This is a genomic window from Pseudomonas sp. 18058 (assembly GCF_902706155.1).
Lineage (GTDB): Bacteria > Pseudomonadota > Gammaproteobacteria > Pseudomonadales > Pseudomonadaceae > Aquipseudomonas > Aquipseudomonas rustica.
Genome location: NZ_CACSJY010000003.1, coordinates 123,134 through 136,791, shown reverse-complemented (window position 1 = coordinate 136,791; position 13,658 = coordinate 123,134). Strand labels below are relative to the sequence as shown.

At 57.6% G+C, this 13,658-nt stretch carries 6 protein-coding genes and 2 pseudogenes; 2 read left to right on the top strand and 6 right to left on the bottom strand.

Features of this window, described 5'->3' with window-relative positions; translation table 11 throughout:
• Positions 1-54: 54 nt before the first annotated feature.
• From GVL50_RS02835 to putP, 6 genes and pseudogenes are all read right to left on the bottom strand, one after another.
• Positions 55-371, bottom strand: a pseudogene (locus tag GVL50_RS02835) (hypothetical protein).
• A 295-nt stretch (positions 372-666) separates the two neighbouring features.
• On the bottom strand, positions 667-1,389 hold the full coding sequence (locus GVL50_RS02830; protein ID WP_159811670.1) for a DUF4123 domain-containing protein: 723 nt from the start codon (positions 1,387-1,389) through the stop codon (positions 667-669).
• A gap of 129 nt (positions 1,390-1,518) precedes the next feature.
• Entirely contained in the window at positions 1,519-1,902 is a 384-nt protein-coding gene (locus GVL50_RS02825; protein WP_159811669.1) for a hypothetical protein, read from the bottom strand.
• A 9-nt stretch (positions 1,903-1,911) separates the two neighbouring features.
• Positions 1,912-2,283: a hypothetical protein gene (locus GVL50_RS02820; protein WP_159811668.1), complete on the bottom strand. Its 372-nt coding sequence runs from the start codon at positions 2,281-2,283 to the stop codon at positions 1,912-1,914.
• Between the two features lie 1,037 nt (positions 2,284-3,320).
• Positions 3,321-5,327 (bottom strand): annotated as a pseudogene (locus GVL50_RS02815) (type VI secretion system tip protein VgrG); the annotation flags it as partial.
• Between the two features lie 354 nt (positions 5,328-5,681).
• Positions 5,682-7,166 (bottom strand): sodium/proline symporter PutP, encoded by a 1,485-nt coding sequence (gene putP, locus GVL50_RS02810; protein WP_159811667.1) that lies wholly within the window; start codon positions 7,164-7,166, stop codon positions 5,682-5,684.
• A gap of 460 nt (positions 7,167-7,626) precedes the next feature.
• Here putP and putA point away from each other — a divergent pair, with 460 nt between their 5' ends.
• Both putA and GVL50_RS02800 read left to right on the top strand, forming a co-directional pair.
• A complete protein-coding gene (gene putA / locus GVL50_RS02805) occupies positions 7,627-11,580 on the top strand; it encodes a trifunctional transcriptional regulator/proline dehydrogenase/L-glutamate gamma-semialdehyde dehydrogenase (RefSeq protein ID WP_159811666.1) in 3,954 nt (1,317 codons plus the stop codon).
• Between the two features lie 259 nt (positions 11,581-11,839).
• Positions 11,840-13,642: an acyl-CoA dehydrogenase gene (locus tag GVL50_RS02800; protein WP_159811665.1), complete on the top strand. Its 1,803-nt coding sequence runs from the start codon at positions 11,840-11,842 to the stop codon at positions 13,640-13,642.
• Positions 13,643-13,658 lie beyond the last annotated feature (16 nt).

The window sequence follows — 13,658 nt, the reverse complement described above, 5'->3', positions numbered from 1 at the left end:
GGTTAGTGATCCTTCCATATACCAAGGCAGGAAGGATCTGTCACAACACCGGCGTTAAGGCATGCTGCGCAGGCGCCTGCCGATGACATCAAGCACATCACAACCGTCGCGCAAGGGGATCACGCAGAGCTGGGCGAAATCGCTGAGGATGACGGAGTCGCACTCGATCGAGCCGCGCATGCACATGTTTTCCAGCACTTGAGCCACGGCGCGGAGGCGGTAGTTGGCGGCGTCCATGAGGATGTCGAGCGGCGCATGAGTGTCGATGAACAGCGTGGGCATGTCGCTGCAGTTGCTGGTCAGGGCCATGAAGCGGTTGTCGGGATGGGGAGTGATTTTTTGTAGGGTGGATCATTTTTCGGTGTTGTCATTTTTAAGCTCCAGGAAGGGAAGTAACTACCATCTAGCCTTCCTACAGGCTTGGGTGGCAGCTATACGCGGGGTAGGAAATCGAGCCTAGAGCAACCCTCGACCACACCGAAATGTGCCCGCGCATAGCCACCGCAAATCAAGTGCCTACAAGTTGCTCTAGTTTCGAAGGGTTCCTACACCCTGCCACCACTCTGGCGGTGACAACGAAAAGACTATCCCTGCAACCCACCGCCCACCAGTTCATGGAAACCGCCGCAACTCGAAGGAAAAGTCCGACACCTTCGCCCGGAAATCTTACTTATCTTCGTCCCGCAAATAGGCCAACAACGCTAACTGCGACGAATCTTCCGACACCGAAACCTGAAAAAACTGCCTGACCTTGCAACGCAAAACCGGCTCGGGAAACGCTTCGAAAATTGGCGGATGTTCCTCTCTCAGCCACTGCAGAGTATTGCTGACCCGGACTTCGTCACCCGTCGAAACCAACACCGAATCCGGCACCTTCCACCAAGGAAAAACTCGTCCAGAAACCTGCGCCACGCCACCGATATCAATTGCCTGACCATTGATCAAACCGCGCGAGATAACCGGCAACAACTGCACCGAATCTACTGCATCAGACTGCAGAATCGGCAACAGAAAACGTCCATCCCAGAATCGAAAAAACACCGTTTTCCCGTCCGGCTTCAGTACCTGAGTCAAGCTGCGAAAATGCTCGACCACCACTTCAAGGCTCGCCGAAGAAACCGCCAGCCAGCCCCAATCAAGAGACTCAGTAGTCGCCACCCAATCCAGAAACTCACTGTCCGCAGCGACAATTCCCACATAAGGCATCACCGCGTCCCACTCGGCGTAAATCGTGTCCGCCCAGATCGGGTTCGGTGCTTGAGCTTTCGCTGATACCTGCCAAGCCTTGAGCGGCTCGGAATCGCTCGCGTTGCTGAAAATGGCAAAGAGTTTCTCGGTGCTGTTAAGAGGGTGGATTTGTAGCCATTCTTTGCTGCTATTGCCCTGCATAAAGTCGCCTCTAGCCCCAGTTCACCAATACATCACATCCAATAGAGTTCGATCCCAAACACATATCTATGCACTTAATCAATCAAATTCAAAACAGAGGAACCCGTCTCTTTCTTCAGTTTTACAAAATCAGTCAATCCAGCCCATATACTTACAACCAGCCAAAAGCACAATCATTGCCCCACCTCCCCCGAGCGCAGAAAGATAACAAATACGAACAGCCATCATTAATTCACGGGGAAAATTCAGATAGTCGTCCTTATCCAAAGCGCCACCCCTAATGGCCAAAGATGGAAAGAGCATGAAAGAACCTATACAAATCAAGACAAAATAAGCACCGAAAAATGAAAAAGACTTACTGACCCAAACTCCACTGGATCTACCAAGAAGATCCAGAATTCTCTGCATCTTAAAAAAATACAAATAAACGTGACCAAAAAAAGATATAAACCCCAGCCCTAAAAATAAAGCACCAAACGTCAAGACAAACCAAATTTCGTCATCATCAGTCATGTGTAAAAGTCAGCGATACAAAACATACATAACCACCATAAGCGCAGCCAGCAACCACATAGAATAGTTACAAAATCTGATTAATGCCTTCAAACCGCGTGGAAACCGTTCGTAATATTGAGCGTTCAGGATCTCCTTTTTTATTGAGCGACGAGGAATGATTAGCATCATGCTGATATGCCCGAGGAGTGCCAATCGCGAGAGTGGATCAAGACTCAAACGCATTGATCTACCGATTACAGCAGGAGAATTATTTAAATAGCCCAATATCTCTTTAATTCGACAATATGCAAGATAGAACATCAGAGCCAAGCATAAGACAAACAATGCAGCCAATGCCAAAACCACACATACATAAACTTCATTCAGTGCTATTTTCATTGCGCAGTCTCATATAACAATTCACCCACCCACTCACCGAATAGAGCACCACCCTCGCCCCCGGCCAATGCACCCACGCCTGTCAAAGCGAGACCACAAGCAATTCCACCAACCCCGACAGTACCTATACCGATGACTGCGCAAGCGGAGCCACCTATTATTGCGCCGCCCCATCCACCGGCAACATTACCGCCCAATTTCCCGGCCTCAGTGAACTTGGCCCTCCTGCATGCCTCCTCCGTTCCTGCGCGACAAGTATCTTTAATCTTGAACCCGGCAGCACCCGCACCTAAACCAATTCCAATCCAGCCACCCAGTTTCATAACCTTGCTAGCCTTGCTGACGCCATCAATATGCGTCGCATATCCAGGAATCCCGGCTGAAGTACCAGCCTTGCTCCAGTGATGGACGAGGCTGCGACTAGAAATACCTAGCGCACTCCTCAGACTCGGATGACTGGGCAAACCGACTGTTTTACGCACCAAGGGACTTAAACTGTTATCAAGTTGCGTCATCAACTGTTTGCGCGTGGCAAAGAAATCCGCCCCCTGCAGCTTGCCGTGCTTGTCGAACGTCTGTTTATGCAAAACCTCCAACTCACCCAAAGTCTCGGCGAGTTTCTTAAGATGACTACCAAACATCGCCGAACCGATCCCCACCCCAGTCGAACCCTGCGATAAAAACGACTCAATCTCCCCATGATGCCGAGCCATAAACTCGGCCTCCGAGTCACTCATTGGCGCCAACGCCGCATCAACTTTCTGCGCCGCCTCCATCAATAACGCCTCTTCCCGAGTGCATTGCGTATTACGCGGATCGCTCAGAACGATCAGTTGCCCAGGTTTGGCGTATTGGCTGAGCTGCGGATTCAGACTGCGGAATTTCTCCAGCACGGCCGGATCCGGCTGCGGGAACAGTGTGGATTCCAGTGCAGACCGAGACATTCCCTGTTCAACAATATGAAAGCCCGGCTCAACGCTGGAAAGCGCCGGCCGGGCTGAGGACTTTGGGGATTGGGTCAACCCACTTGGTGTCGGGCAGATGCCATCCTTGCACCGCTCACACTCTTCGCAGAATGGCGCATCACCTTTCAGGCTCATGATTTGCGCCGCCGTGAGCATCGCCGCCGACGCTGCGGCCAGTTTCTCCGGCAGTCCCGGCACAACCGGTGCTGCACTCAGCGCCGCCATCGGCGCGCCACCCACGACAATCGGCACGCTGCTAAAAATCCCGCCGGGGCCGATGTTGATCCACTGCCCGCCCGCCTGAATCGTTGCACTCGCGCCGCCATCAATGACCACTTGCTGGCCAGCGCTGATGTGGATTTGCGCACTGGCGTTAAGCGCCTGACTGCTCACGCGAACATGCTGATCACCGGTCACGGTCAGGTGATCATCCTGCTTCACCTCGATCTGGCGCTGTCCGTGGGTGATGCGCTGCTCATCGGCTTTCAACTCATGGCGAGCAAGGCCGGTGACGACGATGTTGCGCTGGTTATCCACTTGCACTTGTTGATCGTGCAGCACGTGCTGCGTCCAGTTGCGCTGGGCCCGCAGATAGATTTCCTCGGCACCTTTGCGATCCTCGATGCGCAGTTCGTTGTAGCCGCCACCGCCGGGACTGCTCTGGCTGCGGAAGATGCTGCGGGTTTTGTCGGCGGGCAGATCCAGCGGCACTGGCGTCGCAGCATTTGGCAGGCAGCCCATGACCAGCGGTTTGTCGGCATCGGCGTCGATGAACCCGACCAGCACTTCCATGCCGACTCGCGGAATCAGCACGCTGCCATAAGCGTCGTGGGCCCAGCCGCTGGCGACACGCAGCCAGCAACTGGAATGCTCGTTCAACTCACCATCACGATCCCAGGCCAGTTGCACCTTGACCCGACCGTACTCGTCGCAATGGATTTCCATGTCTTTCGGGCCCGTGACGACGGCCGGTTGATAACCGAGCATGCGCGGTTTTTCCGGGCCCAGCGCCGGACGAAAGAACACGTCCCACGGCGTGGCGAGAAAGGTATTACGGTAACCCTGGAAACCTTCCCCATCGCTGGTCGCCGTTTCTTCCAGCACTTGCGGCTGTCGGCCATGGTGCTCGACGGCAGTCAGCAACCACAGGTCATTCCAGTCTTGGCGCGGATGGTCGGCCAGTTGCAGGAAATGTCCGCAAACCAAGGAGGATTCGTCGCTAAGGCCCTCAGCCTGACGGTAATCGGCGACATGCCGTTCAAGTGCGCGCTGGGCGAGGTGCTTGCCGGTTTCACGATCTTTGAATTGGCCGGGAAAGTGATAATCCTCCAGCACCGGGCGCTGCTCACTGTCGATACGACTTTCCAGTTGCAGACGCGGTTTTACGAAGTTGTAGTCGCGCCGGGTGACCACGCTGGTACGGGTTTCCACACGAACGTTGAAGCGCTTGATCGCCGGCGCCGCACCGAGCATGCCGCTGCCGGGCAGATACAAGGTCGGCTCGGAGAGCTTGGGGAACACGGTCTGGTCGTCGCCGAATACCAGCAAGTGCCCTTCGAGGCTGTGCTGAAAGTGATAATGGATGCCGACTTCCGCACACAGACGCTGGATGAACGCCAGATCACTCTCCCCGTACTGCACGCAATACTCACGCACCGGGTAATCGCTGCCGAGGCGAAATTCGAAAGCATCGCGCAGGATCGAGTGATCCTTGAGGATTTGCTCAACGATTTGCGGAACGCTGAGATGCTGAAAAATACGCTGATTGATGCGGTGCCCGAGGTAGGTCAGTCGCGGGACAAGGCTGAGGTGATAGCGCGTCAGACGTTTCCCGGAATCGCCCTGCCCGACCTGATAAATCTGACCGTGAACGCCGGAACCGTCAGCGTCAAAGCTCAGAAACGCCTGACAGTGCAGCAGGCTTTCGAGATCCAGATCGGGTCGTTCACTGACCAGTTCCAGCTCAAAACGAAAGGGTTGACTGATGGCTTCCTTGCCCGTGAACTCAAGGACTTTGAGGTCAATTTGGGCGCCTTCGAGGGTCAACGTGAAACGCGGTTGATTGGCAGGCGCGAACATCCGATGTGTCTCTGCAGAGTGAGGGCGGGCGATTCTGCATGAGGGGCAAGGGGTGTTGAGTGGGGGACGGAAAAATCAGATTTGCCCTACTTCTGTTGTCGAAAAACCCACAGAAAATTGGCGCAAACGACTACAGACAAATCCCTAAACCCCATCGACGAACCAAATGTGGGAGCGAGCTTGCTCGCGAAAGCGGTATGTCAGCTTGAATCATTGCTGAATGAGAAACCGCCTTCGCGAGCAAGCCCGCTCCCACATTGGATCTCCACAATGTCCGAGAAATCACAGGCACAAAAAAACGGCCCGTTTCCTGTAAGAAACGGGCCGTTTTCATGTGAGCCGTAGCTCAGCGCATTACTTGTTCAGATTGAAATCTTTTTCCGCTGCCTCGAAGCGCTCAACCATGCTGCGAGTCGGTTCGCCCGCCTTGCTGACAAAGTAGATCGCCAGGCTGGCGAAGATGAAGCCAGGGATGATTTCGTACAGACCCAGCAGTTCGAAATGCTTCCAGACCACCACGGTGACGGCTCCAACCACGATGCCGGCCAGTGCGCCGTTGCGGGTCATGTCTTTCCAGATCACCGAGATCAGCACAACCGGACCGAACGCAGCACCGAAACCGGCCCAAGCGTAGGACACCAGGCCCAGTACGCGGTTATCCGGGTTGGCCGCCAGTGCGATGGCGATCAACGCAACCAGCAAAACCATGGCGCGACCGACCCAGACCAGCTCCAGTTGCGAGGCCGATTTACGCAGGAAGGTTTTGTAGAAGTCTTCGGTCAGGGCGCTCGAGCACACCAGCAACTGGCAGCTCAGGGTGCTCATCACCGCAGCCAGAATGGCCGACAGCAGTACACCGGCAATCCATGGGTTGAAGAGGATTTTCGCCAGTTCGATGAACACACGCTCGTGGTTCTCGGTGACGGGACCGGCCAGTTCCGGGTGCGCCGAGAAGTAAGCGATACCGAAGAAGCCGACGGCCACGGTGCCGCCCAGGCACAGGATCATCCAGGTCATGGAAATGCGACGCGCCTTGGCGATCGATTTCACCGAGTCCGCCGCCATGAAACGCGCGAGGATGTGCGGCTGACCGAAGTAACCCAGACCCCAGCCCATCAGCGAGATGATGCCGATGAAAGTGGTGCCTTTGAGCATGTCGAAGTTGCTTGGATCTTGCGCTTCGATGGCCAGGAACGTGATGTCGACGCCGCCGGTAGCCAGCAGCACGATGATCGGCGTGAGGATCAGCGCGAAAATCATCAGGGTCGCTTGAACGGTGTCAGTCCAGCTTACCGCGAGGAAACCGCCGATAAAGGTGTAGGCAATTGTCGCCGCAGCACCGGCCCACAGCGCCGTCTCGTAGGACATGCCGAAGGTGCTTTCGAACAGACGGGCGCCGGCAACGATGCCGGAAGCGCAATAGATGGTGAAGAACACCAGAATCACGATCGCCGAGATAATGCGCAGCAGACCGCTTTTGTCTTCGAAACGGCTGGCGAAGTAGTCTGGCAGGGTCAGGGCGTCGCCGTTGTGCTCGGTCTGCACACGCAGACGGCCGGCAACGAACAGCCAGTTCAGGTAAGCACCGACGATCAGGCCGATGGCGATCCAGCTTTCGGACAAACCGGACATGTAGATGGCGCCTGGCAGGCCCATCAACAACCAGCCACTCATGTCGGACGCACCGGCGGATAGCGCGGTGACGACGCTGCCCAGGCTGCGGCCGCCCAGAATATAGTCAGAAAGGTTGTTGGTGGAGCGATAGGCCATCAAGCCGATCAGCACCATTGCTGCGATGTAGATCACGAACGTGATCAAGGTTGGATTGCTAACGCTCATTAAGTTACGCCCTGGCTTTGTTTTTATGTAGCGGCGGTGATGAACCGCGCGCAAACGACGACGTTTGGCAGACGATTCGGGATCCCGCGCATTTAGGACTGATGTTTCCCCAGGAAAGCCATCAGCCGATACACCGGACTATTTTCCCGGTTGCACCTTGGGCGCGAATCCTATGCAACAAAGCAAAAGAGGTGCAACCAGTTTCGTGAGAATAAGTTGCACCTAGTCGGTTTTATCGACAATCACCGCGTTTTTGCTCCCTTTTGTGGCAGTCATGGCCATTTGCTAGAAGCAAAAGCACCAAGCAGGAGCAGTACTTTCGTACCAGAAAATAATTCCTGACGAGCTGCTTATTATTCCGGCAAAAAAAGGGTTGCACCCGGTTGCACCTCTTTCGGCGCACGGCTAATCTTGCGGCCAGCTGATGCCACGCAACTGTGGCAACCATGAGGATAAAAATATGGCTACCACCACCCTTGGGGTCAAACTCGATGACCCGACCCGCGAGCGCCTGAAGGCTGCCGCGACCTCGATTGATCGCACACCGCACTGGCTGATCAAGCAGGCAATTTTCAATTACCTGGAGAAACTTGAGGGTGGTGCAACCCTGACCGAGCTGAACGGTCTGACCGCCAAGGACGCCGATGAGGCGGGCGAAGTCCACAACGATCACGCTCACCAGTGCTTCCTTGAATTCGCTGAAAGCATCCTGCCCCAGTCCGTTCTGCGCGCTTCGATCACTGCCGCTTACCGTCGCCCTGAGCCGGAAGTCGTGCCGATGCTGATCGAGCAGGCTCGCCTGCCGGTCGCCATGGCTGAAGCCACCAACAAACTCGCCGCCTCCATCGCGGAAAAACTGCGTAACCAGAAAAGTGCCGGCGGTCGTGCGGGCATTGTTCAGGGTCTGCTGCAGGAATTTTCCTTGTCGTCCCAGGAAGGCGTGGCACTGATGTGCCTGGCCGAAGCGCTGCTGCGTATCCCGGACAAAGGCACTCGTGATGCGCTGATCCGCGACAAGATCAGCACCGGCAACTGGCACCCGCATTTGGGCAACAGCCCGTCGCTGTTCGTCAACGCCGCCACCTGGGGTCTGCTGCTGACCGGCAAACTGGTCTCGACGCACAACGAAGCCGGCCTGACCTCGTCGCTGAGCCGCATCATCGGCAAAAGCGGCGAACCGATGATCCGCAAGGGCGTCGACATGGCCATGCGCCTGATGGGCGAGCAGTTCGTCACCGGTGAAACCATCGCCGAAGCGCTGGCCAATGCGAGCAAGTTCGAAGCCAAGGGCTTCCGTTATTCCTACGACATGCTCGGTGAAGCGGCGCTGACCGAACACGATGCGCAGAAGTACCTGGCGTCGTACGAACAAGCCATTCACTCGATCGGCAAAGCGTCCCACGGTCGTGGGATTTATGAAGGCCCGGGCATCTCCATCAAGCTGTCGGCATTGCACCCGCGTTACAGCCGCGCGCAATACGAGCGTGTGATGGACGAGCTGTACCCGCGTCTGCTGTCGCTGACCCTGCTGGCCAAGCAATACGACATCGGCCTGAACATCGACGCCGAAGAAGCCGACCGCCTCGAACTGTCGCTGGATCTGCTTGAGCGCCTGTGCTTCGAGCCGCAACTGACTGGCTGGAACGGCATTGGTTTCGTCATCCAGGCTTATCAGAAGCGTTGCCCGTATGTAATCGACTACGTGATCGATCTGGCCCGCCGCAGCCGTCATCGCCTGATGATCCGCCTGGTGAAAGGCGCGTACTGGGACAGCGAAATCAAACGTGCCCAGGTCGAAGGCCTGGAAGGCTATCCGGTCTACACCCGCAAGGTGTACACCGACGTTTCCTACATCGCTTGCGCACGCAAACTGCTGTCGGTGCCGGAAGTCATCTACCCGCAGTTCGCCACGCACAACGCCCATACCCTGTCGGCGATTTACCACATTGCCGGTCAGAACTATTACCCCGGCCAGTACGAATTCCAGTGCCTGCACGGCATGGGCGAACCGCTCTACGAGCAGGTTGTAGGTAAAGTTTCCGACGGCAAGCTGAACCGTCCGTGCCGCGTGTACGCACCGGTCGGTACTCACGAAACATTGCTGGCGTACCTCGTACGTCGCTTGCTGGAAAACGGCGCGAACACCTCGTTCGTCAACCGCATCGCCGATCAGTCGATTTCGATTCAGGAATTGGTGGCCGATCCAGTGGCGCAGATCGAGCAGATGGCGACCGTGGAAGGGGGTTTCGGCCTGCCGCACCCGCGCATTCCACTGCCGCGCGATCTGTACGGTGCCGAGCGCGCCAACTCCAGCGGCATCGACATGGCCAACGAACATCGTCTGGCTTCGCTGTCCTGCGCCCTGCTCGCCACTGCCCACACCGACTGGAAAGCTGCGCCGATGCTCGGTTGCGCTTCCAGCACTGAAACCCCGGCGCCAGTGCTGAACCCGGCGGATCACCGCGATGTGGTCGGTCACGTTCAGGAAGCCACCGTCGAAGACGTCGACAACGCGATTCAATGCGCGCTGAACGCCGCACCGATCTGGCAGGCCACCCCGCCCGCCGAACGTGCGGCGATTCTGGAACGTGCCGCTGATTTGATGGAAGGTGAAATCCAGCCTCTGATGGGCCTGTTGGCTCGCGAAGCCGGCAAGACTTTCGCCAACGCCATCGCCGAAGTCCGCGAAGCCGTCGACTTCCTGCGTTATTACGCGGTGCAAGCGCGCAACGATTTCAGCAACGACGCCCACCGTCCATTGGGCCCAGTCGTGTGCATCAGCCCGTGGAACTTCCCGCTGGCGATCTTCAACGGCCAAGTCGCTGCGGCATTGGCTGCCGGTAACCCGGTATTGGCCAAGCCTGCCGAGCAAACTCCGCTGGTGGCCGCGCAAGCCGTGCGCTTGCTGCTCGAAGCCGGGATTCCGGAAGGCGTGCTGCAATTGCTGCCGGGGCGCGGTGAAACCGTCGGCGCCGGTCTGGTTGGCGATGAGCGCGTTAAAGGCGTGATGTTCACCGGTTCCACCGAAGTCGCACGTTTGCTGCAACGCAACATCGCTGGCCGTCTCGATAGCCAGGGCCGTCCGATTCCGCTGATCGCCGAAACCGGCGGGCAGAACGCGATGATCGTCGACTCCTCGGCACTGACCGAACAAGTCGTGATCGACGTGGTGTCGTCGGCGTTCGACAGCGCTGGCCAGCGTTGCTCGGCGCTGCGGGTACTGTGCTTGCAGGAAGATTCCGCGGATCGTGTCATCGAAATGCTCAAAGGTGCCATGGCGGAAAGCCGTCTCGGCAACCCGGAGCGCCTGTCCGTGGACATCGGCCCGGTGATCGACGCCGAAGCCAAGGCTGGCATCGACAAGCACATCCAGGGCATGCGCGACAAAGGTCGCAATGTTTACCAGGTGGCGATCGCCGACACCGAAGAGGTCAAACGCGGCACCTTCGTCATGCCGACCCTGATCGAACTGGAAAGCTTCGACGAGCTGCAACGCGAGATCTTCGGCCCGGTGCTGCACGTGGTGCGCTACAAGCGTAAAGAGATCGATCAACTGATCGGCCAGATCAACGCTTCCGGTTATGGCCTGACGCTGGGCGTGCACACGCGGATCGACGAGACCATCGCCAAGGTGATCGACAACGTCAACGCCGGTAACGTCTACGTTAACCGCAACATCGTCGGTGCCGTGGTCGGCGTGCAGCCATTCGGCGGCGAAGGCCTGTCGGGTACTGGCCCGAAAGCCGGCGGCCCGCTGTACCTGTACCGTTTGCTGGCGACACGTCCTACGGACGCTATCGAACAATCCTTCGCTCGCGGTGATGCGGTTATCGCCCCGGACGTTCGTTTGCGCGACGCCATGAGCAAACCGCTGAACGCCCTGAAAGCCTGGGCTGAAAGCAACAAGTACGCCGACCTGAGCACCCTGTGCGTGCAGTACGCGGCGCAATCGCAGAGCGGCATCACCCGCGTACTGGCCGGCCCGACCGGTGAGAAAAACAGCTACGCCATTCTGCCGCGCGAGCACGTGTTGTGCCTGGCCGAGGTTGAAGGTGATCTGCTGACGCAACTGGCGGCGGTGCTGGCGGTAGGCGGTTCGGCAGTGTGGCCGGAGTCCGACATCAGCAAGGCATTGTTCGCACGCCTGCCGAAGGAGATTCAGGCGCGGATCAAGCTGGTAGCTGACTGGAATAAAGACGAAGTGGTGTTTGATGCGGTTCTGCATCACGGCCATTCCGACCAGTTGCGCGGCGTTTGCCAGCAGATTGCCAAGCGTGCCGGCGCGATCGTTGGGGTTCAGGGCTTGTCCCAGGGCGAGACCAACATTGCCCTGGAGCGTCTGGTGATTGAGCGCGCGTTGAGCGTCAACACTGCGGCGGCGGGTGGTAATGCCAGCTTGATGACGATCGGCTAACACCGAAAAACCGGGCACCTGCATTGGTGCCCGGCATAGCAACAATCCCTGTGGGAGCGAGCTTGCTCGCGAAAGCGGTTTGCCAGTCAACTCATCTGTTGAATGTGCCGCCCTCTTCGCGAGCAAGCTCGCTCCCACAGTGTTTTGGGGTGTTTGTTAAGCCGGTGCTCGGCTCTAACATCACCGCGATCAATCTTCCTATCCAGCCTCTATTCCCCCGCCTTAGACTCGGCCCAACCCCAATTTCAGGTAGGCCGCCATGTCCGAGACGCTGCTCAGTTCCCGCAATCTGGCTTTCGAGCTGTATGAAGTCCTCGATGCCGAGGGCCTGACCCGGCGTGAGCGCTTTGCCGAGCACAACCGCGAGACCTTCGATGCCGCCATCGGCACCGCGCGCAATATCGCCGAGAAGTACTTCGCGCCGCACAACCGCAAGGGCGACGAAAACGAGCCGCGCTACGAGGACGGCAAGGCGATTTTGATTCCCGAGGTGAAACCGGCGGTGGATGCCTTCCTTGAAGCCGGATTCCTCAACGCCGCGAGAAGTTTCGACGCCGGCGGCATGCAACTTCCTACATTGCTGTCGCAAGCCTGCTTCGCGCATTTCCAGTCGGCCAACGCTGCTTCGACCTCGTACCCGTTCCTGACCATGGGCGCGGCGAACCTGATCGAAAGCTTCGGCACTGAAGAGCAAAAGCAGCGCTTCCTGCAACCGATGATCGACGGCCGCTTCTTCGGCACCATGGCTTTGACCGAACCGCATGCCGGCTCTTCGCTGTCGGATATTCGTACACGCGCCGAACCGGCGTCTGACGGCACCTATCGACTCAAGGGCAACAAGATTTTCATTTCCGGCGGCGATCACCCGCTCTCGGAAAACATCGTGCACATGGTGCTGGCCAAACTGCCGGACGCGCCGCCGGGGGTGAAAGGCATTTCGCTGTTCATCGTGCCAAAGTTTCTGGTCAACGATGACGGCAGCCTCGGCCCACGCAACGACGTGCTGCTGGCCGGGTTGTTCCACAAGATGGGCTGGCGCGGCACCACCTCCACCGCACTGAACTTCGGTGATAACGGCGAGTGTGTCGGCTATCTGGTCGGCGAACCACATCGCGGTTTGAGCTACATGTTCCAGATGATGAACGAGGCGCGGATCGGCGTCGGCATGGGCGCGGTGATGCTCGGCTACGCCGGTTATCTGTACTCGCTGGAGTACGCCCGCGAACGTCCGCAAGGTCGAGTGCCGGACAGCAAGGATCCGACTACCGCGCCGGTGGCGATCATTCAGCACGCCGACGTAAGACGCATGCTGCTGACGCAAAAATCCTACGTCGAAGGGGCATTTGACCTCGGCTTGTACGCCGCTCGCCTGTTCGATGACACCACGACGCTTGAAAGCGAAACCGAGCGTAAACAAGCGCAGGAATTGCTGGATTTGCTAACGCCAATCGTCAAATCCTGGCCATCGGAGTTCTGCCTGAAAGCCAACGAACTGGCGATCCAGATTCTTGGCGGTCACGGTTATACCCGTGAGTATCCGGTCGAGCAGTACTACCGCGACAACCGTCTGAACCCGATCCATGAAGGCACCCACGGCATTCAGTCGCTGGACTTGCTCGGGCGTAAATTGGCGCAGAACGGCGGCGCGGGGCTGAAGCAGCTGATTCGCCTGATTGCCAATACTGCCGAACGCTCGACTGCGCACGATTCGCTGACCGCACTGCGTGAGCCACTGGAAAAACTGGTGGCACGCCTGCAAACCGTGACCATTGGTTTGCTGACGGATCTGGCGCAGGGCAAGGTCAACAGCAGCCTGGCGAACTCGGCGCTGTACCTGAAGGTATTTGGGCACGCGGTAATTGGCTGGCGCTGGCTGGAACAGGCGATTCGTGCGGAGGAAGGCTTGGCCAAGGGCAATGCGGCCGATGCTGACTTCTATAAAGGCAAGTTGCAGGCGGCGCGGTATTTTCTGACGTGGGAAGTGCCGGGTTGCCACCATGAATTGGCGTTGCTGGAGGCGCGGGATAATACGTGCCTGGCGATGCAGGATGCGTGGTTCTAATCTGGTTTTTGCATCG